Consider the following 25,435-nt stretch of genomic DNA (forward strand, 5'->3'; position numbering starts at 1 on the left):
AGTACTGTATTCCAGTCAGCTTATACATTTTATGACTGGTTTTTACTTATCAGTGAAGTCTCTGACGAGCGAAAAGAACGATAAAAGGATATAACTAATTCCATTACAACCGCATATCTCTTTTTTTATCAAAGTTAACTAATTTGTACTTAGCATTAAAATTCCATCAAACCAGCTGACTAACCTTCGTTGGATTAGGATTGATTGAATCAGATTCTACCAAGCCGTCACGGAGGCGGATAATCCTATGCGCATAATGCGCAATATCCTCTTCGTGGGTAACCATTACGATTGTATTCCCTTTACTATATAACTGGTCGAAAAGGTCCATAATCTCATAAGAAGTCTTGGAATCCAGGTTTCCTGTGGGCTCATCTGCCAGCAGAATACTAGGATCGTTTACAAGCGCGCGGGCAATTGCTACCCGTTGACGCTGACCGCCTGAAAGTTCATTCGGCCGGTGCCCTGCCCGGTTTTCGAGACCAACATTTTTTAGCGCGATCATCGCTTTTTCGGTTCTGTCCGACTTGTTTAACCCGGCGTAGATAAGCGGCAATGCCACATTATCCAGCGAGGACATTCTTGGCAAAAGATTGAAAGTCTGAAATACGAAACCGATTTCTTTGTTTCTGATCTCCGCAAGTTCACTTTCCGTCATGTCACTCACATCCTTATTATTCAAGATATAGCGGCCGGTACTCGGTGTATCCAGACACCCGATAATGTTCATCAGCGTTGATTTTCCGGAACCGGAAGGACCCATAAATGCTACATATTCTCCTTTACTTACGGAAATCGTTACCGATTTTAAAGCCTGGATAATCTCGCTGCCCATTTCGTAGCGTCGTGAGATATCGGTCGTTTCAATGATTTTCATAGCAATGAAAGTATTGTTTGGTAGGAAAGTTTCAATATATCAGGTAGATGCAGCGACTGCCGCTGCCATTCTCTGGAAATAACTGTAAACAAAAAGTCCGGCCAGAATAACAGCCGGAGAAATATTCTCAACTTCGATATCTCCCTTATTTTTCCAGACGCTTGGTTTTGAATAAATCGCCTGTTTTTCTCCATTTGTTATTTTCCAGACTTTCCGCGTCCACGAATCGAAGGCGAATTCATAGGATTCATCTTCATAAGTGATCGTCGCAGTGCTTTTCCAGGAGTGATATTCGATATGACCAAGTTCTTTTGTCCCTTCAATATCCAGGATCTGCGTGCTCCTTTTCCAAAAACCTTTTGTCTTAAACCGGACCATATAACCATTCAGCTCACCGTGCGCGTCATCTTTCCAGGTACTGCGTTTCAGTATTCCGGCAATCAGCTTTCCTCGAAGAATACGCGTTTCATTTCCGCTCATTGTTGATGTCCACTGCAATGTCATAGATCTGTCTTGATTTTAGAAATTTAACCGGTAGTAGGAAATAATACACTTCGAACCGGCTAATTCACACCTTTCAAATGCTAAAATAAAAAATCACTGAAACTCTGCCCTCTGTTTTTCGATAAGAGCGCGCATAGGCTGATAGCGCGTCACAAATGCCTGATAATCGGCAGGAGATGCCAATTCTTTCACCTGCGCCTCACCTTCATCAGCCTGCCCCGTCAATCCTTGCAGGACACTTAAAATAGTATATTCTTCCCAAAGCAATGATGCCCGGTCATTAAATTTCAATGCGTCCAGAACGATCCTGTAAGCTCTTGGGATCTGCTTTTTTTGTCTGAAATATTCTGCTGCCGCCGACACTATTCTGGCATCAAACGGATTGGCATGAATTGCCGCTGCGTAATTTTTATCTGATGGTGATTTTTGTGCTATAACAAACAAAGAATCAGCTTTGGTTTTCGGCGGTTTGATCGACACCAAAGATGACTGAAGTTTTTGCAACGCCGCATTAGGCTCCTTTTCCTGCATCCTTTCTAACAATAGTCCACCAATTGCCTGCTGCCCCGAAAGTGCATAACCGACTGCCTGGCCTAATGTACCTTCGATTCCATCAACATTTCCCAGATGTTTAATTGCCAAATCGTATAACCCGACCTGTAACAGCCAGTGTCCTAAAATTTTATGGTGTAATTTATTTTTTTCACCTCCCTGTTCAGCCCATACCGACAAAGTTTCGATGGCTTTCAATTTATTTCCGCTGTAAAATTCCGGATATAGCGAGGCAAGTAACAGATCCTCGGAAAGCAACTGGTTTTTGCCTGCCAGTTTTGGTAAAAATGCGGCCGGAAGACTATCCACAACGGCTTGATTTCTTGCATAATTTACCAGATAAGCCAAACCTGAAACGCTCAAAGAAGAATCCTGCTTGATTGCATTTTTTTGAAAATCCTGTTTCGAGAAATCCTGACGAAGATTTTGGACCGCCAGCCAGTTTGCCTGCCAGGAAAGGTATTTTTTCGAATTGCTGTTGTTGGCCAACGAATCAAGCAGACCGGAATCTGTACTCCTTGCCCAGATGGCTAACAAGTTCGTTGCGGGAACTTCCGGTCTTTTGCTGGTCCTTTCTGCTCTATCCAAATAATAATACGCTGAGTCTGCAACATTGGTTTTTGCATAAAGCATACCCAGATTATTGAGCAATTCTCCGTTTTCCGGGAATGTGCGAAGTCCTTCCTGCAAGCTGAAAACAGCGTCGAAAAATAAACTTTCCTGCATCAAAACTCCTGTTAAACCTGCATAAGCCTGTGGAGATGGATTTTTAAGCAGCGCCTGACGGAAATAATACGCCGCGGCAACTTTATCACCTTGGTTTAAGGCCAGAGAGGCAAGCGCATAATTGGATTTATGGTTTTGAAATTCCTGTTGCAAAGCCATTTTGTAATATTGCTCGGCGAGAGGATATTCCCGTGTGTTGCTATATAAATCGCCCAGTCCATTGAAATACCCTGCAATTCCCTGATAAACAGGAAGCAACCGCTGCACAGAAAATAAAATTACAACGCCGGCAAATCCAAATAATCGCGTCTGGGTCAAGCCGAAACGCATCGGTTTATAGAGTACTTTATGAACTGCAAGACCTTGTTTGAAAACGGAGTAAAAGTTTACAAGAATGTAAAACAGAAAAACAATGCTCATCGCGAGCTGTCCGTTTACAACCACATCTTCCAAAACTTCAATAAGCGGGTCATTCGCCGTTCCACAGGCATATGCAGCAAAAGCGGCTGTAACAATAAACATTCCCATATACAGCCAAAAGCCGTTCGAACGGAAAGATAAAAGGCCATTCGTGGAATCTGCACGTTTCTTGAATCCCCAAATACCCAGAACTCCTGCCGCGATGGCCAGATAAACCGGACTTAAAAGTGAAAGGTTCCAATCAATCTGACGAGTATTTTTAAGATACAGCAAAACCAGAGATATGAGATACAAGATACTGATCACTAAAAAATTGGTCAGCCCTGATTTACCAATTTTGTTTTGTCCACTTGTACTGAGCCAGACCAGCGCAGCTACGATTTCTGTCGCCGATATAAGTAAAAACACGATGGAAATTAACAGCCAGATCGGTAAAGAATAGGAGGCAGCAGTAAGTGCGGGAAACGCGACTGGGGAAAGAAAAGCAACTAATCCAAATAGAAAAACGGATACTGCCGAAATTCCCAGAATACGAATTCCAATACCGATATCAGGCCGGAAAGCATGAAAATAATAACTCAATCCTGTATATAATGTTATAGTGATTATGAATAATGCTTTATTTCCTTCACCGAAAATGCCTAACGTCTCCAGCCTTGCAGAGGCTACCAATAAAATAAAAACCACCATTCCGGTCAGATACCAGAATCTTGACATCGTGGTTAAAGAAGCAAGAATAAAAGAAAGTCCTACGATGATGAATCCCCAAAATATCCTAATTGTCAGGAAATCGGTTTCCATTGTGGATGCCACGAATTGTTCCGTCACCAGATCGGAAGGCGCAGAAATTCCGTATTGCCACTGATCAAATTTTAAAATATCAACAACCGTCGAAATTTCAGATAATTCGCTAAGCACGTCCCAGCGAATCACATTGGCAAGCGGATCGGCACTTTTAAGAATAAAAAAAAGCACGGCAAGCAAAACTACGGCAAGAGCGGCTATTGTGATCCTGCGTTCTGACGAAGACCATACTTTCCAAAAAAAGAGTTCTTTCATAAATATTTTTTAACCCGATAGCGAGAAATTACAAACGCAGATATGCCAGGTTTTCATATGATGTTTAAAAACGAACATTTTCTTCCTGTGATTTTTGCTAATTCGGTTAGTTGACGAAGTTTTAGAGGTTGGATTAATTAATAAAAAATAGGTTCTGCTTATTCTTAATTTATATAAAATCTGTTTCAGTCATTGTCTGAAATATCTTATAAGACTGAAAATATAATTAAAGGCCTAATAAAATTTGACTTAACAAGATTCGAAAAGTTCCCTTTTAAAATTAATTTTGCCACGTTTCTGATAATTTCTATACAGTTTTCGCAAATTTTGGGTGATTTTCTAAAAAATATCCAATAATTCAAGTGCGACACTATTGGTACTGACCAAATTATCTCCTACTTTTGCGGTCTGAAAATAACCTCTCATAGACTATACTAAAATTCTTATAATGGCAAACGCGACAAACATAGGAAAAATTACGCAGGTAATTGGCCCCGTTGTAGACGTATCATTTGAAGACAGCGAACGCATCCCGGCTATTCTTGATGCATTAGAGGTCATCAAATCAAACGGTCAAAGAGTAATCCTTGAGTGTCAACAACACTTAGGCGAAGACAGAGTTCGTACTATTGCGATGGACAGTACAGAAGGTATGCAGCGCGGAATGGCGGTGAAACCTTTGGGCGCCCCGATCAAAATGCCAACTGGCGAAGCGATCAAAGGACGTTTGTTCAACGTAATCGGAGAAGCTATTGATGGTCTTACACCAGTTGATTCTTCTGTAAACGGTGTTTCTATCCACCGTTCAGCTCCAAAATTTGAGGATCTGGCAACTGCGACGGAGGTACTTTTCACAGGTATCAAAGTTATCGACTTACTTGCTCCTTATGTAAAAGGTGGTAAAATCGGTCTATTCGGTGGTGCCGGTGTTGGTAAAACTGTATTGATTCAGGAATTGATCAACAATATCGCAAAAGCACACGCTGGTCTTTCAGTATTTGCCGGTGTTGGAGAGCGTACCCGTGAAGGAAATGATTTAATGCGCGAGATGATCGAGGCAGGTATCATTAAATACGGTGACGAATTTAAGCACAGCATGGAAGAAGGTGGCTGGGATATCTCCAAAGTTGACTACAACACTTTGAAAGATTCACAAGCTACTTTCGTTTTCGGTCAAATGAACGAACCTCCTGGAGCTCGTGCACGTGTGGCCCTTTCAGGTCTTACGGTTGCTGAGTATTTCCGTGACGGAGATGGCGAAGGACAAGGACGTGATATCCTTTTCTTCATTGACAATATCTTCCGTTTTACACAGGCGGGTTCTGAAGTATCGGCCCTTTTAGGTCGTATGCCATCTGCGGTAGGTTACCAACCTACACTTGCAACAGAAATGGGTGCGATGCAGGAACGTATTACTTCAACAAAACGCGGATCTATTACATCTGTACAAGCGGTTTACGTACCTGCGGATGACTTGACGGATCCAGCGCCGGCAACGACATTTACCCACTTGGATGCAACGACTACGCTTTCTCGTAAAGTTGCTGAAAAAGGTATCTATCCTGCCGTGGATCCACTAGATTCAGTTTCACGTATCTTGAACGCTGAAACATTAGGTGACGCACATTACGATTGTGCGCAACGCGTTAAAAATATTTTGCAGCACTACAAAGAATTGCAGGATATCATCGCGATCTTGGGTATGGAAGAATTATCAGATGATGATAAACTTGTTGTATCACGTGCTCGTCGTGTAGAGCGTTTCTTGTCACAACCTTTCTTTGTTGCTGAACAATTTACAGGTTTGAAAGGCGTGTTGGTAGACATCAATGATACGATCAAAGGTTTCAACCAAATTATGGATGGTGCATATGACCACCTTCCTGAAATGGCTTTCAACCTTGTTGGTACAATTGAAGATGCTCAGATCAAAGGTGAAAAAATGATGGCAGAAGCTGCTAACAGATAATCACATTATTGATTAACAGCCTGTTAGCAAGATATTTATATCAAAACTAATAGCTGATTGCTAACAGCCAAAAGCCAATTAAATATGCATTTAGATATCATTACCCCAGATAAAAAAGTGTTTGCCGGAGAGGCGAATGCTGTAACATTACCGGGTACCGACGGACAGTTTCAGGTTTTGAATAATCATGCCCCACTTGTAAGCTCGCTTAAACGTGGTGATGTGGTTGTAGATATCAGCGGCGCCAAAACAACTTATACCATCGATGGTGGTGTGGTTGAGGTACTAAACAATAAAGTTTTGGTTTTGGCTGAGGCGGTTTTGTAGGGTAAAACATAATAAAATTTTTAGTAGGGTACAGGCTTTTAAGCTTGTACCCTATTTTTTTGACCTCATTGTATTGGTCTTCATTTTTACAAAACGATGGTACGGCGGCGTTAACTTTCCGAAAGAATGACTATTTTCGGAAAAGCACTTTCCTAATCACTCCTATGACACAACCTTCTCCCAAAAAAGAACTTCTTAAAATATTAGGCGTCGGCTTCGGTATTGCCGTCACAATCGGCGGAACAATCGGAACCGGAATTCTTAGAAAGCCGGGACCCATCGCCGCCCAGCTTGGAGAGCCGTGGCTCATCATGGGTGTTTGGATTGCAGTAAGTTTGTATGCTTTTCTGGGAACATTGTGCACCATTGAGTTAGGAACCTCTGTACCAAAAGCGGGAGCTTGGTACGTTTACGCTCGCCGTGCTTTTGGCGATTATGCAGGATTTGTCGTTGGAATAAACAGCTGGATGGGCACTTGTGCTGCTTTGGGTTTCGGGGTTTATACTATGAGTGAATATCTCGCGCTTCTGATTCCTTCACTTCTGGGTTACGAACCTTATGTTGCTGCCTCCATATTGCTTATCCTGACGGGTATACATTGGATAGGACTCGCCCTGGCAAGTACTTTTCAAAATGTGATGAGTTTCCTTAAAGCTATTGGACTATTCACCTTTGTAGCAGTTTGTTACATTTATGGGAATGAGATTTCCTCCGCCGATGCCACTTTAACGACAAGTAAAATTATTCAGACCGGAAGTTTTATCGGTCCGATCATATTTTCTCTTCAGGCAATTTTTTATACATATGATGGCTGGCATACAGCAGCCTACTTTACAGAAGAGGATGAAAACCCTACAAAAAACCTACCCAAATCCATGATTGGCGGTGTTTTGTTGATCATCATTATTTACCTGCTTTGCAATCTGGCGATCCTTTATATTTTGCCGATGAATGAACTGGCCAATTCTAAACTTGCTGCTGCGGATTCGATCAAACTGATATTTGGGGAAGGATCTGCGAAAATTGTTACCATATTTTTGATGATTTCCATTCTCGGGATTGTGAATGCGCAAATGTTGTTCAACCCGAGAGTTTTATATTCCATGAGCCGAGATGGACTATTTATCAATGCCGCAACGTATGTAAACAAAGGCGGAACGCCAGCCCTGGCCATGCCGATAACAGCCGCTGTTGCTGTTGTCCTGATTCTTGTAGGCAAAGAAGCCTGCGAAAAACTTTCCGATATCGCTACCTTCTTTTTTGTTTTAGGATACGCCTCCGGATTTGCTTCCTTGCTTATGTTACGAAAAAAAGAACCGCTTTTGGCGCGACCATGGAAAGTGCCTGCGTATCCGGTTTTACCAATTCTTATGTTGATTATTTCGTTGGCATTCCTGGTTTCGGCTGTCGTACAGGATATATCAAGCAGTAAGTATTCAATTTTATTTCTGGTATTGAGTTATCCGATTTTCCTGGCCGTTCAGCGGTTGAACCGGAAGGATTAGATTTCGAATATTTTAACACACACTAACTTTATATGGCCGGCACTTTTTCGCAATTGTATGTTCAGGTGGTTTTTGCCGTGAAAGGCAGAGAAAATTTAATCAAAAAGGAATTTCGAACTGAGATTTTTGAATACATCGCTGGCATTATTAAGGGAAAAAATCAAAAACCAATTATTGTTAATGGCGTTGGCGATCATGTACATTTATTTGTTGGGTTGCGCCCTTCTATGTCCATATCAGATTTAGTACGGGACGTAAAGAATAATTCTTCCAATTTTATCAATTCGAAAAAGTATGTTGCCGGCAGATTTTCCTGGCAAGAAGGGTATGCTGCTTTTTCGTATAGTCAATCTCAAATTGACTCGGTTTTTAATTATATCCAAAATCAGGAAAGTCATCATCAAAGACGCACATTTAGAGAGGAATATCTTGATATGCTAGTGAAATTTCAGGTTCAATATGATGAAAAGTATTTGTTTGACTGGATTGAGTAACTGGTGATTTTCTATTTTTAAAAATATTTTTGATATGATGATATTTTGTTGATATGATTATGCCACCCGTTCCGGGTTTTGCCAAGGCAGAATCTCAATTTGCTATAATAATGTCATCCCTTCGGGATTTGCGAAGGGTATAACATTATGCCGTTTTGAAATTGAATATTTTTCAAGTTTACTGGAAAACTTTTTAGGAAATCCGTTTCTCTGTCACCCGTTCCGGGTTTCCGCCCGACGCAGATTCCTGCTATTTCTATAATAATATCGTCCCTTCGGGATTATTATGAACCGATATAGACGAATTTTTTGTAATCCCGAAGAGATGAAAGTATTATAGAAAATGGCATCAGGTCCTATCCTAAAAACCCTGAAAGGGTGACAGAAAAACCACGTTTCCAAAAATCTTGATTCCACCACTTCCAGAAAACCATCGTCCTTCAGGATTGGCGAATGGGACGAGAACTACGACTACCGAACATCCCGAAGGGATGATAGTATTGTAGAAAATTCTGACACCAACTATCCCTAACCCAGAATGGGTGACAGAAGAACTGTTAACCAACCTTCAATAATTATTGATAAATTACCCATGATAAAATCTAAATTGTAGCCTTTTGGTAACAAACCGATTCGTCAACAGCCATGCTCTCAAAAAACACACTCTTCAAAGTTTCCCTTTTCACTCTGGCGCTCGCGCTGGCTTCGTACCGGTGGGTAGAAGACGATTTTTCCAAGCTGATTGTAAGCAGGTTACAAGAATACCGCCGTGTATTTCCTCAGGAAAAAGCATTTTTACATACAGATAAACCCTATTACGTCGCTGGTGATACACTTTGGTTTAGTGCATACCTCGCGGAAGGAGCAATCCATTTCGCAGACAGCGCGAGCCGGGTTTTGTATGTCGATCTCATGGAGAAAAGAACTGGAAAAAATATCTCCATCAGACGTGTAAAACTGGATGGAGGTTATGGAAATGGTGATATTAAGCTGAATGACGCTTTGCCCTCAGGAGCTTATACGATTCGTGCCTATACCAACTGGATGCGGAATTTCCCTGAGGATTATTTCTTCCATAAAGACCTTTATGTTTTCAATAATGGAACAAATACGCCGGAAACAGTTACTTCAAATCTAGATGTTCAATTTTTCCCAGAGGGAGGTCAGCTGGTTGCAGGTTTGAGCACGCGCGTAGGCTTTAAAGCTATTGATCAGTCAGGATTGGGCGCAGAAGTCAATGGTTTTGTTTTAAATCAAAAAAACGACACTATCGCCGCATTAAAAAGCGAACATCTGGGAATGGGTAAATTTCCTTTCGAACCGGTTGCCGGTGAAAAGTATACTGCTTTTGTACGAAAAAAATCAGACGCTTATCAGCGCTTCGACTTTCCGGAAGTTAAATCAGAGGGTTTTACTATGATCGTAAACAATCTTACGACGACGGACAAAATGCGGATTCTTGTATATGCCAATTTTCCTGACAATATGGATAAAGAAGTAAACATAGTCGCTCAGACACGTGGGCTGGTTGCTTTTGCCGCAAAAGGAAAAGTGTCCAAAAAGGGTTTACAATTGAACGTTCCTGTTAATGAGTTGCCTGATGGCATTACCCAGCTGACCCTTTTTGACAGTCAGAACAAGCCCGTATGCGAACGTCTCGTTTTCGTAGATCATGGCGAAAGACTCCATTTAAAGATTTCGACGAATAAAAATTTATTCAATCCGCGAGAGAAAACGGAGGTTGAAATTATGGTAACTGACACGGCTGACAAACCGGTAGAAACAATGCTTTCTGTTTCTGTTACCGACGAAGGACAGATAGCCCCGCAACCTTATGATCAAAATATAATCTCATACTTACTGCTTTCATCAGACTTACGCGGTATTATAGAGCAGCCTGCCTATTATTTCGACACAACCAAAACGGACCGAAAAATCAAGCTGGACTTATTGATGATGACACAGGGCTGGCGGCGATTCAATTGGGCAGATGTTTTACAGGAAAGTCACACTGCGCCAACACGGTTTGTAGAGCAGGGTTTTTCAATTCAAGGCGAGGTTAAAAAGGGCAACAAGAAACTTGCTGATAAAGTAATGCTATCTGTTTTCCTGACAAATGATAGTATCAACACTTTCCTCACCACAGAATCAGGGGAGACCGGTCGGTTTGCCCTGGACAATCTGATTTTTAATGATTCGCTGAACGTTCGTTTACAAGGCATGAATTCCAAAAATAATGCCGGCCTCAATATCATTATGGCCCCGTTTGATCCGCCGAAATTTACTATCCATAAGATTCCTTTTTACCCGGTAACCGTCGACGCGTTGAAAATGGCTGAATATTTAAAGAGAGCGGAAGAATATTTAGAAATCGAAAGAAAAATCCGGGCGAGCAGGGAAAAGTTATTGAAAGAAATAACGATCAAAGGAAAAAGAGAAGAAGAACGGGACTCCCGAAAATTATATAGCCGTGCAGATGCTTCAATAAAAGTAACACCTCAAATGACCGGTGCCGCTAATTCGATCCTGGATATGCTCCAAGGTCGGGTGGCCGGAGTTTCTGTGATGGGATCTGGTTCAAATGCGACTGTTTCCATTCGTGGAAGCAGAACAGAGCCAACGTTTTTACTCGATGGAATGCCTGTTGATAAAGATTTAATTACCTCTCTTTCTATTTTTGATGTAGAGTCCATTGACGTTTTGAAAGGCGCCTCAGCTGCAATTTACGGAAGTCGCGGAGGTGGAGGCGTCATTTCTGTTTTAACAAAAAGGGGAAATTCGGCGTATGACTATTCGCAGGACATCACGCCTGGCGTGACCGTAGCAAAAATTGCAGGATTTAACGTTCCAAGAAAATTCTACGAACCTCGATATGATTTAAAACGACCGGAAGATCTGAAACCAGATTACAGGACAACAATCCACTGGGCCCCCATGTTAAGAACGAAGCAAGATGGTAAAGTGAAATTCAGCTATTTTAATACGGATGCAAGCACAAAAGTCAACATTCGGGTTGAAGCCTTAACCGCTTGGGGAATACCTGGTTCAGCAGAAACGGGATATTCGGTACGATAATTGAACTTGTTACAAGAATACTTTGTAAAATGCGTTAGTAATCAGTGGCGGACCGGAATTTGACCTGACCATCCCGAAAAAAAAGTCATACCTTTGCTATTTATATTGAAATAGCCGATCTGTCTCCGTTTCTGATTGGCAACAAGATAAAATATGAGGACAGAATTGTTTAAAATATTCTTGATGGCCGGCCTACTGGTGGCTTCCGAAATCACGCCTGCAGATGCTCAGCGAAAGCAAAAGGTGCGCGAAAAGGAGAAGACAGGACCTGTCGGATTTCGTCTTGAAGAGGAGACGCTAACATCCGAAGGGATGAAATATATGATGACCGACCAACCGGCTCGGGCACTTCCCATATTTGAACAAATCACGCAAAAAAGTCCGCAGGATCCCGCCGGATATTATTTGGTAGCTACGGCTTTGCTGAAATTGGATCGTCAGGATGACGCGATTGTTCCGGCGAAAAAGGCCTACGAGTTAGATAAAACAAACCTCTTTTTCGCGCAGCAACTGGCGGAGCTTTATGCCAAAAAGAAAAAATATGCGGAAGCTGCATTAATCTATGAACCGCTCGTTGCACAGAGTCCTGAAAATATTCAGTACGGCATTGAGCTGGCCGCCGTATATGTTTTTAATGAACAATTCGATAAAGCTATTCAGACCTATGACGGACTTGAAAAATCAATTGGTGTTACCGAAGAAATCACGCATCAGAAAGAGCAGCTCTATCTAAGGCAGAATAAGCTGGATAAGGCGCTGGCAGAAGCAAAAAAATTGATCGATAATGAGCCGAGTGAAGTAAGCTATCGCGTTGAACTGGCGGAAATGCTGATTGCCAATGACAAAATTGCTGACGCTGTTGCTCCCCTGGAAGAAGCGTTGAAAATTAATCCTGATGAGGCACAGGCACATGTTTTGCTTGCTGATATTTACCGTAGAAACGGCGATATTGAGAAGTGTAACCAAGAATTAAAACTTGTTTTTGCAAATCCAAATCTGGATGCGGAACCAAAAATCCGTGTACTTTCCGGGTACCTGACGATGTTAAAAACAGATCAGGAAACAGGGGAGGCTCTGGCTCTGGCAAAACAGCTTGTGGATACACATCCCAATGATGCAAGAACTAATGTTATTTACGGAGATTTATTAATGCGCAGCGGCAAAAAAGCCGAAGCTCGCGATATGTATGCGAGAGCAACGTCGCTAGACGGCTCAGATTATAAGGTCTGGGGTGCGGTGATTCAGCTGGACGGCGAATTAAATCAGGTGGATAGCCTGTTGGCACATTCTGAAAAAGCACTGGAAATTTTTCCAAATCAAGGGCTGCTCTGGTATTCAAACGGGACGGCACATTTAATGAAAAAAGACTATAAAAAAGCCATTTCATCACTGGAAGAAAGTTTGAAGCTTCTTACCGAGAAAGATATGCTTCCTTACATCCACGCGCAACTTGGAGATGCCTACAACGGACTAGGGGATAATGCGAAATCAGACGCAGCATACGACCTGGCGCTAATGGAAAATCCGGACAACGATCATGTGCTGAATAATTACAGCTACTTTCTTTCTCTGCGTAAGGAAAAACTGGATCTTGCGTTGAAAATGTCTGAGCGGCTGGTGCAGCAGCATCAAAATAATGCTACATACCTAGATACGCACGCCTGGGTTTTGTATATCAGAAAAGATTATAAAAAAGCCAAAGAGTCTCTCGAAAAAGCCATGCGCGATTCTACCAATATCAGTGGCACGATTGTTGAACATTACGGCGATGTGCTCTTCAAACTGGGAGAACGCGAAAACGCAGTTTTACAGTGGAAAAAGGCAAAAAAAATGGGTGAGAAAACAGAACTTCTTGACAAAAAAATAGCAACCGGAACATTACATGAGCAATAAGATTACGGTATGGTTCCTGGCCATCGGATGTATTTGGTTAACATCATGCCACAAAAAACATCTCTCAAAAGGCACAGCCAAACCTAGTATAGATTCTGGTTTTGTATCAATAGATTCTTCAAAAACCGATTCAATAGCAGAAAACAGAGAAGCAGTTCCTGTAAATGTTCAGGAAATTGCTTTTGATTATCTCACTGCAAAATCTAAATTTTCACTTCGCAGCAGCACGCAGGATTTTGAAAATACGAACGTAAATATTCGTATTAAAAAAGATAGTCTGATTTGGCTTTCAGTAACTGGTGTTGGTTTTGAAGTAGGGCGTGGATTGATCACACCGGATTCCATCGTTTTTCTCGATAAATTCCATAAAGAATATTTTGTCATCACCTACGAGCAGTTGAGTAAGCAATATAATTTTGAACTAAATTTCAAATTATTGCAATCAATAATAATTGGAAATCTACCGATTCAACAGACTGCCGACGACAAGTTTTACAAGGAAAATGAATTTTTTACACTTCGTCAAAACAGTGGAAAGATTGTCGTCGACAACTATATTGGTGAAAAAAATCAAAAACTTGAACGCTTAAAGGCGGTCGAAAAGCCTACAAATAATACGATTATACTGGATTATGAAGATTTCAAGGAAGTGAACAGCATGTTATTTCCGTTCAGTAGCCTTATTAATCTTGACGTACAGTCCAAAAAAGATAACCAGTTCTATCAGACCACCATGCGTATCAAACACAGCAAAGTGGAGTTAGTATCCCAAAACCCGGGCTTCCCGTTTAGCATACCTTCCAGTTATACCCGAAAAGGTAAATAACAGATTGTCCACTCATTTATAGGCGCAAAAACGTGAAGTCTGCTTAACTTTGCCTGACCTTTAAGGTATTTTGGCAGCAAGAAAAATTAATATGCCCTTTCACAAACCGTATTATCGACAAATATTTCTGGTACTAACTCTTTTGTGTTGTACGTCTCTCAGCGTGTTTGCGCAGAAAACCCGCGAGCAACTGGAACGGGAAAAAAGTGAAAACCAGAGCAAGATGAATGAAATTCAGGGAATTCTGAAACAGACTTCTTCTCAGAAAAAAGTTAACTTAGGTCAGCTTCGGGCACTTAGTCAGCAGATTAATACGCTTAAGAAAAAAATAGACCTGTTGTCTGACGACTTAAAACTGCTGGATGGTGAACTTAAAACGCTTGAAAAAAAGCAACAGATCCTGGCGAACGATCTTGGTAAATTAAAGGCGGAATATGGCGATATGATCTACGAAGCTTCCAAGCGAAACGTTTATATGAACCAGTTGATCTTTTTATTTTCTGCCGGTACTTTCAACCAATTCGTGCTTCGCTACAAATATCTGAAGCAATATACAGATGCGCGCCAGGGGCAGGTAAAACAAATGGAAGTGCTGGAAAAGGAGCTGATGGCAGAGCGCCAGCGCATTACTTCTAAAAAACAGCAGCAACAAACCGTATTGACAACCCAAGTTTCTGAAAATACGAAACTTGAAGGTTTAAAAACCAAACAGGACCAGGTCGTTCAGGAATTGTCTCAGAAAGAAGTTGAACTACGTAATCAGTTAGCTGAAAACAGAAAGGCAACTAATTTATTAGAAGCAAATATCCGCAGGATTGCAGAGCGTGAAAAGAAAGAACGGGAGAGAAGGGAGCGGGAGGAACGTGCTGCAAGAGAAGCTAAAAGAAAAGCAGAACGCGAGCGTATAGCCCGTGAAAATGCTGAAAGGGAGAAAAAAGGTGAGGCCAAAGTTGTTGAAGAAGAGCCTAAGGAAGAGCCTGTTGTTTCTTCAAGCGGTATGAGCGATGAAGAAGTTACCCTTGCTTCATCATTTGCGGCTTCCCAATCACGGTTGTCGTGGCCGACGCGAGGATTTATCTCGGGACATTTCGGACAACGCCCACACGCAGTTTTGAAAGGCGTAATGGTTGATAACCTAGGAGTTGATATTCAGACCAATGCAGGCGAAATTGTTCGTTCTGTATATGACGGCGTCGTTTTGGACGTAACACAGATGCCTGGAATGGGTAATGTTGTCGCTATCCAACATGGAAATTATATGACCGTTTACGCAAAAATGTCAGGTGTTACTGTCACTGCAGGACAAAAAGTAAAGGCCCGTGAAACGATCGGCCGGGTGGCTACAGACGGCGACGGAACCTCGGAACTTCAGTTCCAGATATGGAAAAGTACATCCCGTCTTAACCCCGAGAGCTGGCTGATCAGAAGATAAATTTAGAATAACCCGTTATTGATGATAAATTGTCAATGTTTTGCCATTGACGAATTATTGGGCTCTTCCTTGTGTTCCAATTGTTTAGAGTATCAAAAATATTGACCGCTTGCGGTTTTAGTACCGAATAAAAGATAACCACCATGTCTGTACATAGTTCTGATATAAAAAGAGTTACGACCCATATCATTCAGGAAATGAAAACGCGGGGCGAAAAAATTTCCTGTCTGACTGCTTACGACTATTCCATGGCCGGCATTGTTGATGCTGCTGGCGTCGAATTGATTTTAGTAGGAGATTCTGCTTCCAATGTTATGGCTGGGCATGAAACTACTTTACCGATTACGATTGACCAGATGATTTATCATGCTTCGTCAGTTGTCAGAGCTGTGAAACGTGCATTAGTCGTAGTGGATCTTCCTTTTGGTTCGTACCAGGGAAATTCGGGCGAGGCGCTTCGTTCAGCAATTCGGATTATGAAAGAGTCTGGCGCGCATGCAGTGAAACTGGAAGGTGGATTGGAAATAAAAGAATCTGTGATGCGTATTTTGAGCGCAGGGGTTCCGGTCATGGGGCACCTGGGACTTACTCCGCAATCCATTTATAAATTTGGTACCTATACCGTTCGTGCCAAAGAAGAAGTTGAAGCGAAAAAGCTTTTGGAGGATGCCAAAATGCTTGACGAAATTGGTTGTTTTTCTGTTGTCTTAGAAAAAATTCCTTCGGCACTGACCAGGCAGGTTTCTGAAAGTATCTCAATTCCAACGGTTGGAATCGGTGCTGGGCCATATGCAGATGGACAGATATTGGTTCTGCATGATGTATTGGGTATTAACAAAGGTTTTAAACCACGTTTTCTTCGTCAATATGCCAATTTAAATGACATTATGAACGAGGCAATCACAAATTATATTAAAGACGTTAAAGGCAAATCTTTCCCTAATGAGAAAGAATCTTATTGATCACCTCTTTTCCTGATTTTTTGAGGAAAAAATTAACACTGAACATTATGGCAAAGCGTCCATTTCAAATTATATACGAAGACAACCACCTGCTGATTGTCAACAAAGAGCCCGGCATACTTGTGCAGGGAGATTCCACGCGCGACAAGCCTTTGCTTGAAATGCTGAAAGAATATATTAAGGAAGAATATAACAAACCAGGAGCTGTTTTTCTGGGTACTGTCCACCGTTTGGATCGCCCCGTTAGCGGTTTGGTTGTTTTTGCAAAAACATCAAAAGCGCTTGAACGGATGAATGAAATTTTCCGTAAACGCGATGTCCAGAAAACATACTGGGCAGTAGTTAAAAACCGTCCGCCGGAAAAGAAAGGTAAGCTGGTGCATTGGCTTATCAAAGATGAGCAAAGAAATGTGACAACGGCTTACGATTACGAGGTGCCCGGCTCTCAGCGAGCCGAGCTTAGTTACAGGCTTCTGGGGGACGTTAATAAATTTAATTTGCTTGAAATAACGCCTGTTACAGGCCGTCCTCATCAGATTCGTGTTCAGCTAGCTTCCATGGGCTGTCCCATCCGAGGCGATTTGAAGTATGGTTATCCAAAAGCAAATCCGGATGCAAGCATCAACTTACATGCACGTCGTCTTTTCTTTGAGCATCCTGTTAAAAAAGAACCGATTATTTGCAAAGCCGGTCTACCGAATGATCCTTTCTGGGAAGAATTCCTGCCACTGGATACAGAGCCGATCAAAGCGGAACATTTAGGATTTTTATACGAATAACTTTTATGATTGAAAAGTTAAAGCAGCGCTGGAATGTTAAGAATGGATGGGATGTGCTAATCATTTTATTGGTTTTTGCCTGCACAGGATTTTCAATTCTATACATCAAGCGGGCGCTTTTTGATCTGGTTGGACTCTCGAAAGAATCGACGCCATCCTGGGTTTTATGGGCGGTAAATATTCTGATAATCCTGCCGCTCTACCAGGTTGTTTTACTAGCCTGGGGCTGGGTTTGGGGCAAGTTTACGTTTTTCTGGGAATTTGAGAAGAGGATGTTTAGCAGGATTGGTGGGTTGTTCAGGAGGAAAAAGAATCCAATTAAATAAAAGATTATACTACTAATAAGAAAGCCGAAGAACATTAATTGTCTTTCGGCTTTCCCATTTTTTATGATCATAAACAATATTTACCCCTTCTTCCACCCCTTCAACTTCCAAACCGAAAACCCAAGATAGGCCATGCTTCCCCTTGCGCCACCTTTTTTAACAAGCCCGTTGATATTGCTAAAACCAATAAAGAAAGGCCCGAAATGAGCCATTGCTCCCAGAGAAACGCGCTTATTTCCACTAATAAATGAAATTGGAAAAGCAAAATCTGAATCCTCGTCTTCAAATCTTGGCGTTATAGTAAAGACATTTGGCTGCGTCAGATCAAGCGGATTATCGGTTCTTGGCTTAAAACGTTTTGTTTGCGCCAGTGTTACAAAAAATCCCTTTACCAGTTGAATATCCGCTTCCAGATGCATGGCCTGCGGAAGCCTCACATTTTTGCTGAATGTGGTATCAGAAGTTTCAGGATATAAATTCATTAGTCCGTCAGCTCCTTCGTTTCCTATGATTTCCAGTTCCTTTTGCCCGATAACAGCCTGTTCCTGATAGCCGCTGACAACTCTGCTGTTGTTTGTTTTGTATTTTATGGAGCCAATATCTGTTAATGAAGCTGCCAGTCTTAACAGATAAGTCGGGCTCTGATCAAATGCTTCATCTTCGTTATGCCAATAATCTCCTAACTCATAAGTTGCACCAAGATCGTAAGCCCAGCCTGCCGCATATTTATCCGAATTAAACAGATTGCCGAGTTTCATTTTTTGATTTGACTGGCTGTAACCGCTTTCATAAGAAAACTCATTTAGTATTAATTGATTTTCATCTGTGCCCGGGGCAACGCGGCTGACTTGAAAATCATTCACCGATCCCGTGACATAACCAATCCTGGCTCCGAAAATTCTTTTCACAGTGGTACCGATCCGTAATTTGTGCGCTTCAAGATCTAAAATCTGAACGCCGTAAGATGCGCTTAATTCAGAAAAACTCTGCTGAACAAGATTAAAATTTCCCCATTCCTGACGTGCAACTTCATCCATCCCGGTATCCAGACGCTTGAAATACAAATTTCGGATATCATCCGGGACATTATTTCCCTGTACAAATCCGCGGGTTCGTAATTGAAAAGCCACCCCCTGGTATTTGCCGATTGAAAACATCGCCGAAGGCCAGCGAATTTCGCTTGCCAGATAAATAGGATCTTTATCCGTTAAAGACCCCATAGTTCTTGATCGCCCATAAAGTTCATCTTTGGAGTGAGGCGCCAGAAGTGGATAAAACAGTGAGTTTTTACCAAGAAAAACAAAGTAACGATGGTTGATACTGCTCCCTATGGTACCAAGGTTTACCTGAAACTTATATCTGGAACCCGCAATGGCCGAGGGATTTTCCGTCGCTCGGTATAAACCGCCGTAGTTGCTGGCTACCAATCCGGGAATTTGCTGGGCGTATGCGGATTTTGCCAGGAAACCAATCAGTAGTGTGAGATTAAATAGTTGCTTTTTCAAGAATGGTATTTGCTGTTTAAATTTAGTTTTCCAACGTTATCATATTGGACAATTTCTTCCTCAATCAAATATTTCAGAGTTTGTAAAAAGAGTGATTCCGCTACATTTTCAAACATCTGACTTAAAAACCGCGGCGTTACCGAACCGTTATCTTTAAGATAATGAAGTATTTTATTACCTAATTCTTCGTTAATTCCTGCATTAGCTTCATTCTTTTTCTTACGGATACACACATCGCAAACACCGCACTCGTGCCCATCCATCTCGTTGAAATATTCCAGTAAAAGTAGTGTTCGACAACGGTTTTTATTGGATGCATACTGAATCACTGCTCTTGCTTTCTGCCTGTCGCGCTCCCGCCTCCTCTCGATTTCGAAAACATTTAACGGCAATTGAGCGGCATCAAAACGAGGCGTTAAAAATGTCAGCTGCGGCTTATCTCTTCTTGCCTCATAATCGATAATACCACGTTCCTTCAAGAATGTTAGCTTTTTTATGATTTCTGCCTCCGGTGCAAAATAAATTTGTCCTAATTCGGTCTCCGAAATTCTAACATACTCTGTAAAAAGTTCTCCGCCATAAAGCCTCAACATTAATTTGATAAACGAATCAAACTCCGGATACCGTATCTGGAAATCGTATAATTGACGGTTGTCAACTTCAAAATGAATTCTGGCCGGGTCATTGAAATTCTCGCTCAACTGAATAAAACCTTCTTCTTCCAGTAGCTTTAAAGCAAAATGTGTCTCGTTAACGATCAAACCAAATACACCGGTAAAATGCTGAATATCAAAACTATTACCTAAAAATTCCCCACCACCAACCGGAATTTTATAATAATTTGCGAGAGACTGGTAAACCTTTCTTAAAACATCCATCGGCGGATATTTCCTTTCCACGTTTTCAGCCAGTTCATCAAGATCAATCTTATTATAAAGCGCAACGGCAAAAGATTTCTTTTCGTCCCGACCAGCTCTTCCTGCTTCCTGATAATAAGCTTCCAAATTATCAGGCAGATCAAAATGCACCACGGTACGCACATCCGGCTTATCAATTCCCATACCGAAAGCGTTCGTCGCTACGACTACCCTAATCTGATTTTTGATCCAGGCAGTCTGTCTGTCAGAACGCTCTTTAAATGGCAAACCGGCATTATACCCCGAAGCCCGAACGCCTTGCTTTGTCAGCCAATCCGCCAATTCTTTTGTACGCTTCCTTGTCCGGACATATACAATTGCCGTCCCCGGAACATTTTTAAGAATCTGAAGCAGTTTTCTTTCTTTGTTTTCCTCCGGAAAAGTCGAATACGATAAGTTTGCCCGTGCGAAAGATTGTCTAAAAACTTTGGCAGGTTTCATTTCCAGCCTTTCGATAATGTCAATTTGTACCTGCTCCGTCGCGGTTGCTGTTAACGCCATTACGGGGACGTTTGGAATCAATAATCTGAAATCTGCAATCAGCAGGTAGGAGGGCCTGAAATCATAACCCCAGGCTGAAATACAATGCGCCTCGTCAACTGCCAGCAGACAAACTTTCATCTGCCTGGTGCGCGCAATCATAATATCCGTTCTCAGCCTCTCCGGTGAAACGTATAAAAATTTAGTTTGTCCGTGGATGCAATTATCCAGTGTGATATCAATTTCATGGCGGTTCATACCCGAATGAATGGCAGCTGCCGGAATATTTCTCCGCTTAAGCTGTTCGACCTGATCCTTCATCAATGCGATAAGCGGCGTTACGACAATGCAAACACCTTCCATTGTGAGCACAGGAACCTGAAAGCAGATTGATTTTCCACCACCAGTTGGCAACAACAAAAGTGTGTCATTTCCTTCCAGCACCGACCGGATTGCCTCTTCCTGCACAGGTCGGAAATGGTCGTAGCCCCAGTATTGTTTCAGGACAGCATGAAGGTCACTCATTGTATGTGTTTTGTCAAAAGATTCGCAAATTACTAAATTCGGAGCCGTAATTCTTTCTAAAAAAATTGTGGCTGATCAAACTATGAACAACCTTTCTACGTTTTTTAGCCGAAAATATTAATTTTACCGACTGGTACTAACCGATTTCTATGCGCACGCTCCTTTCTCTGTTAACGGTTTTTTCATTATCTGGTTGCTCAGTTTCTCATTATTTAAAACGTGAAATAAAAAATTCTCCGGTTTTAAGTCAGCAGCATACCGGCATCTCAATCAACAATCTGACGGGCAGCAAAGCCATTGCTTCCTATCAATCTGATAAATATTTTAATCCGGCTTCCAATACAAAATTATTTAGTTTTTACGCCGGATTATGTGCGCTTGGCGACTCCTTACCTGGTTTGGAATATCTCGAATGGGGAGAGCTTTTAATTATCCGTGGCACTGGCGATCCTTCATTATTTCATCCTGACCTGCCACACAGCGCCGTTATAGATTTTTTACAAAGTAGAAAAGAACAGATATTTTTTTCTCCCGTAAATTTTCAGGATGAACGTTACGGTCCCGGTTGGGCATGGAGCGACTATAACGACGATTATCAGCCTGAAATCTCACCGTTACCTGTTTACGGAAACATCGCCCGATTTACAGGCCTGACAGACAGACAATTCCGGGTAAAGCCAAAAATCTGGGAAAAATCCCTGCAACCGGATACTTCCATTGTTGGAATAAAAAGAGAAGAATTTCAAAATACTTTTCATTATTCCCCAAAAGCTCTGGCGGCAGGAAAAACCAGGGACGTTCCGGTTCATATGTCGGACGCCATGACTGTTAAGTTATTGAGTGATGCCTTAAAAAAAGAAATTAAGCTGATTCAGGTTCCGCTTACTATCGAGCTGCAAACGGTTAAAAGTATACCTTCGGATTCACTGTATATGCGTATGATGCAGGTGAGCGACAACATGCTGGCCGAGCAGCTGATGTTGATTTATGCGTCTGCGAAAGGATTGCCATTAAATACCGAAAAGGCGATTGAACACGCGAAGAAGAATTATTTGAGCGATATGCCTGACAATCTGGTATGGAAGGATGGCTCCGGATTAAGCCGTTATAATCTTTTTACGCCACGATCTATTACCACTTTATTGCAGAAAATTTACGCAAAAGTCCCTCAGGAGCGTTTGTTTAAAATCCTGCCGAACGGAGGTGCAACAGGAAGTTTGAAAAATATGTTTAAAGGGCAGGAGCCTTTCATTTTTGCAAAAACGGGTAGTTTTAGTAACAACTTTAATCTCAGCGGTTATCTGGTTACGAAGAAAGGAAAAACACTGGTTTTCAGCTTCATGAACAACAATTTCACGAAGCCCAGCTCAGAAGTCCGCAAAGAAGTTGAACGGATACTGACAGAAATTCACAATAAGTTTTAAACGATTTACTCCTCCTTCCAGGTCTTGTTGGTACAATAAATGGTATTTTTTCCATTCTTTCGTACCAATAAATAAATCCGGTAGAAGCCCGGTTCAACGGTTGCCGAATGAAAATTCACATAAGCGCCTTTGTTAAAATACATAAACCGGCGAATAGTCGTTTTTAATGGAACCGGGTATTGAGTTTGCGCAGACGCATAGGTATGTCCAGCCGATTTCAGGATCACATAAGCCCCATCCGAATAATTTTTTTCCGCCGGGAAAAAGTCCTTTTCAAAATTTACTACAATATAACTGCCGTCTTTTTTAACCGTATCGGGCTCGTAAATCTTTGGACAAGGTATTGAATCGGTTGCCAAACGAGGATTCCAGCCTTCCGCCAACGGATCTTCTGAGTTATAATACGCTCGTATTTTTTCGAACCTCGCCTGATCCATCGAAAACATTTTTACTCCAAGCCAGTCAGCATTATATCGGGCGTTAAATTCCTGTACAATGGCCATACGCCGGTTGTTTACTGCCAAAGCAAAATTGCTATGAAGAATGATGAGGTTTAGAAAAATGACAAACGGCACGATCGCGACAATTGAAAAGCGCAGAGAGGGCCTGGACGTCAGGGACAGTAATCCAAAATATAGAGCGATACACCATAGCGCCGAATACATCCGGTAACGTCCCTTAAACATCCCTTCGAAAGTATCAGTCGGGATACGTTTATATACCAGTGCAAGTGTCGTAATGGCAACGAATGCGGCGATTCCCAATGAAAATAAAGCTCCTGGATTCGTAAAAGGCGTTTTCCCCCAGGCAGCATTCCAAAGCAAAATCCAATGTTTCCTGAATAAATAGATCAACGCAGCAATCAGAATAAAACCTGCTGCAACAGCGGTCATCAACACTGAATTTGCCGCGTCGTATGCCGAAATTGTCGCGATTGAACCGATAAATCCGAAATAGCCGAGAAAACCTTCTTTGACCTGCTGGGGATTTGAGAAATCGAGATTTTGAGTAATTGGTGTAAAGTCGATAAAATAAATGACTGCAATTATTCCTGTAACTAAAACGGTAATTACAAAGTCCTTTTTACGCCCCATGAGCCATGCTATTAATCCAATCACTGGAAAAACCATGAGTCCGTTTCCATAAGTGAAGGTTGCCAGAACAGCAAATAAAATCGCTATGTAGTGCTTTTTCGGATGGTGTGTTGCAAAATAAAGCGAACTTAGAACAAACAGCAGCACGCCAAAATTACACAGCGAGCTTACGCCCCAGAAAATATTTTCGAATGACTGAATCGAAAACCACAGCCACATGATCGGTACAAAATACCATAGTGAAATACGTAAGTATCGAAATGCTTTGTAAAAAATGAACGCGCAGGCTGTCCAGCAAATATTCGCCACGATCATCGGCCAGACCATATTGATCTTTCCAAAAAGCGAATGAAGCAAGAGAATAATGGATCTGGAAAAGACGAGCCTGTGTTCCGGGAAAAGTTCGGTAAGGCGTTTCCATCGGTTTGGCCAATCTGCGTCCTCAAAACCCGGAATAATGCCTAAAATCAGAATATCGTCGAAAGCTACATAATTGATATTCAAAGCAATAACTTTAAATACCAAGAAATAAATAAGTACAGGAATTATACAAAAAATTACTGCAAGCCAGGTGTTAGTCCTGGCAAATTTTAGCAAAGCTTGAAACATACAATGATTTGGCTCGTGTTAATCCAACCCACGAATAAAGCAGATGGACCGCAATTTCCATCCATTCCCGCTATTAATTTTCAGTTTCCTCCTCAACCGAAGCACGCGGATCTTTGGTATAATCGTAAAGAAGTTTTCCTTTTTCATCCCATTCACGAAGAACAAACGGGTCAAATTCTTCGTCCCAACTCGTCTTTGGATATTGAATTTCTTTTTTGCGCTGACGGCGATATTGATAATATTCAACCCAGCGGCCGACTTTTTTTCCATGATCAAATTTTCCACTGGTCATAAGCTGACCCTCGTCATAAAACTGCAGAAATTCCCCCGTTGTTTCACCAAACATAACCGGTACCACTTCCTTCACTTTCGTATGAGCAGAATCATAGTAGCTGATACGGGATTCGGCTGGAAAACCATTATCCCAAACGGCTTTATCGACCAGATTAAACTTCGTATCATATTTGACCCAACGGCCATCTTTCACACCCATGTAGTAGAAACCTTCCTCGATCAGATTTTCTCCAACGTATTTTTTATAAGAGCCATGAAGTAAAAGCGATTTTTCTTTTTCCTTAATAATGGCAGAACTCAGCTTTTTGCCTTTGGTATCGTACCAACGCGTTTCGGTAGAACGTGCATAATTGTTAAGCGGTTTTGGCTCTTTCAAAACGTGAAAAGTTTCCAAAGTCGTACGGTCTCCGCTTCCATAACGAATGTCCATGGCCATCATCGGTACGCCTTTATACATCACTTTGGCAAGCCTGGCCTTCTCCTTTTTCAGTTTACGGTCCGCTTTCTGACTTTTGTATTCTTTTACTTTTAGGCCCAGATCAGGAATTGTTTCTCCGAAAAGTGAAGTAACGGAAGTAGACTTGCTGTTTCCTCCCGGAAGCGTGGCCGTAGCCGCAGGATCCAGACCAGAAATAAACGATTTTAAATCCTTCGATCCTTTCTTATTTGTGTTTACAGAATCCTGACTGGCCGCTTTTGGTAACCAGGTTGGGGGTGAAGATTCCTTTGTTTCAGTCTGTGCCCAAGCTCCCTTCACAAGGAAAATAGATAGAAAACACCAGACCAGAGTAACTCTTTGCATGTGTATTGAATTTTTCTTCAGGGTAAGATTGTTACTTTTGTAACGAATTGGTTCTTAAA

19 protein-coding genes are annotated in these 25,435 nt (G+C 41.7%); 12 read left to right on the forward strand and 7 right to left on the reverse strand.

The annotated features are described in order from the left end of the window. Positions 1-166 precede the first annotated feature (166 nt). The 3 genes from BMY70_RS26815 to BMY70_RS26825 form a co-directional block, all read right to left on the reverse strand. A complete protein-coding gene (locus tag BMY70_RS26815) occupies positions 167-877 on the reverse strand; it encodes an ABC transporter ATP-binding protein (protein ID WP_090340760.1) in 711 nt (236 codons plus the stop codon). A 39-nt stretch (positions 878-916) separates the two neighbouring features. Further along, positions 917-1,381 (reverse strand): hypothetical protein, encoded by a 465-nt coding sequence (locus BMY70_RS26820; protein WP_090340762.1) that lies wholly within the window; start codon positions 1,379-1,381, stop codon positions 917-919. Between the two features lie 93 nt (positions 1,382-1,474). Further along, complete coding sequence (locus BMY70_RS26825; RefSeq protein ID WP_090340764.1) at positions 1,475-4,138, reverse strand: tetratricopeptide repeat protein; 2,664 nt, start codon at positions 4,136-4,138, stop codon at positions 1,475-1,477. Positions 4,139-4,586: 448 nt separating this feature from the next. Here BMY70_RS26825 and atpD point away from each other — a divergent pair, with 448 nt between their 5' ends. From atpD to BMY70_RS26880, 11 genes are all read left to right on the forward strand, one after another. Next, positions 4,587-6,107, forward strand: coding sequence for a F0F1 ATP synthase subunit beta (gene atpD, locus BMY70_RS26830; RefSeq protein WP_090340766.1), 1,521 nt, complete (start codon positions 4,587-4,589; stop codon positions 6,105-6,107). A gap of 84 nt (positions 6,108-6,191) precedes the next feature. Next, on the forward strand, positions 6,192-6,434 hold the full coding sequence (gene atpC / locus BMY70_RS26835) for an ATP synthase F1 subunit epsilon (protein WP_090340768.1): 243 nt from the start codon (positions 6,192-6,194) through the stop codon (positions 6,432-6,434). A gap of 164 nt (positions 6,435-6,598) precedes the next feature. Continuing rightward, positions 6,599-7,939, forward strand: coding sequence for an APC family permease (locus BMY70_RS26840; RefSeq protein ID WP_090340770.1), 1,341 nt, complete (start codon positions 6,599-6,601; stop codon positions 7,937-7,939). A gap of 32 nt (positions 7,940-7,971) precedes the next feature. Further along, positions 7,972-8,433: an IS200/IS605 family transposase gene (gene tnpA / locus BMY70_RS26845; RefSeq protein WP_090340773.1), complete on the forward strand. Its 462-nt coding sequence runs from the start codon at positions 7,972-7,974 to the stop codon at positions 8,431-8,433. A 645-nt stretch (positions 8,434-9,078) separates the two neighbouring features. After that, positions 9,079-11,508 carry a TonB-dependent receptor plug domain-containing protein gene (locus tag BMY70_RS26850; RefSeq protein ID WP_090340775.1) on the forward strand — a complete coding sequence of 810 codons (2,430 nt, stop codon included), beginning with the start codon at positions 9,079-9,081 and terminating at the stop codon, positions 11,506-11,508. 183 nt (positions 11,509-11,691) lie between these two features. Beyond that, entirely contained in the window at positions 11,692-13,401 is a 1,710-nt protein-coding gene (locus tag BMY70_RS26855; protein ID WP_229209794.1) for a tetratricopeptide repeat protein, read from the forward strand. Continuing rightward, a complete protein-coding gene (gene lolB1, locus BMY70_RS26860; protein ID WP_090340782.1) occupies positions 13,391-14,227 on the forward strand; it encodes a lipoprotein insertase outer membrane protein LolB1 in 837 nt (278 codons plus the stop codon). The genes BMY70_RS26855 and lolB1 overlap by 11 nt, the downstream gene beginning before the upstream one ends. Positions 14,228-14,390: 163 nt before the next feature. Then, a complete protein-coding gene (locus BMY70_RS26865) occupies positions 14,391-15,659 on the forward strand; it encodes a murein hydrolase activator EnvC family protein (RefSeq protein WP_229209795.1) in 1,269 nt (422 codons plus the stop codon). 143 nt (positions 15,660-15,802) lie between these two features. Then, on the forward strand, positions 15,803-16,621 hold the full coding sequence (gene panB, locus BMY70_RS26870; protein WP_090340787.1) for a 3-methyl-2-oxobutanoate hydroxymethyltransferase: 819 nt from the start codon (positions 15,803-15,805) through the stop codon (positions 16,619-16,621). 47 nt (positions 16,622-16,668) lie between these two features. Next, entirely contained in the window at positions 16,669-17,400 is a 732-nt protein-coding gene (locus BMY70_RS26875; protein WP_090340855.1) for an RluA family pseudouridine synthase, read from the forward strand. A 5-nt stretch (positions 17,401-17,405) separates the two neighbouring features. Next, positions 17,406-17,726, forward strand: coding sequence for a DUF6787 family protein (locus BMY70_RS26880; protein ID WP_090340788.1), 321 nt, complete (start codon positions 17,406-17,408; stop codon positions 17,724-17,726). 80 nt (positions 17,727-17,806) lie between these two features. Here BMY70_RS26880 and BMY70_RS26885 read toward each other — a convergent pair whose 3' ends face one another. Next, positions 17,807-19,231, reverse strand: coding sequence for a DUF5723 family protein (locus tag BMY70_RS26885; RefSeq protein WP_229209796.1), 1,425 nt, complete (start codon positions 19,229-19,231; stop codon positions 17,807-17,809). Beyond that, positions 19,228-21,153, reverse strand: coding sequence for a RecQ family ATP-dependent DNA helicase (locus tag BMY70_RS26890; protein ID WP_090340790.1), 1,926 nt, complete (start codon positions 21,151-21,153; stop codon positions 19,228-19,230). The genes BMY70_RS26885 and BMY70_RS26890 overlap by 4 nt, the downstream gene beginning before the upstream one ends. Positions 21,154-21,302: 149 nt before the next feature. Between BMY70_RS26890 and BMY70_RS26895 the strand changes: the two genes are divergently transcribed. Next, complete coding sequence (locus BMY70_RS26895; protein ID WP_090340792.1) at positions 21,303-22,577, forward strand: D-alanyl-D-alanine carboxypeptidase/D-alanyl-D-alanine-endopeptidase; 1,275 nt, start codon at positions 21,303-21,305, stop codon at positions 22,575-22,577. 5 nt (positions 22,578-22,582) lie between these two features. Here BMY70_RS26895 and BMY70_RS26900 read toward each other — a convergent pair whose 3' ends face one another. Together BMY70_RS26900 and BMY70_RS26905 are read right to left on the reverse strand one after the other, a co-directional pair. Then, on the reverse strand, positions 22,583-24,175 hold the full coding sequence (locus tag BMY70_RS26900; RefSeq protein WP_229209797.1) for a hypothetical protein: 1,593 nt from the start codon (positions 24,173-24,175) through the stop codon (positions 22,583-22,585). A 178-nt stretch (positions 24,176-24,353) separates the two neighbouring features. Further along, positions 24,354-25,376 carry a toxin-antitoxin system YwqK family antitoxin gene (locus BMY70_RS26905; RefSeq protein WP_229209798.1) on the reverse strand — a complete coding sequence of 341 codons (1,023 nt, stop codon included), beginning with the start codon at positions 25,374-25,376 and terminating at the stop codon, positions 24,354-24,356. Between the last annotated feature and the right edge of the window lie 59 nt (positions 25,377-25,435).

Origin of the sequence: Dyadobacter koreensis (genome assembly GCF_900108855.1) — a bacterium.
In the GTDB taxonomy this organism is placed as follows: Bacteria; Bacteroidota; Bacteroidia; order Cytophagales; family Spirosomataceae; genus Dyadobacter; species Dyadobacter koreensis.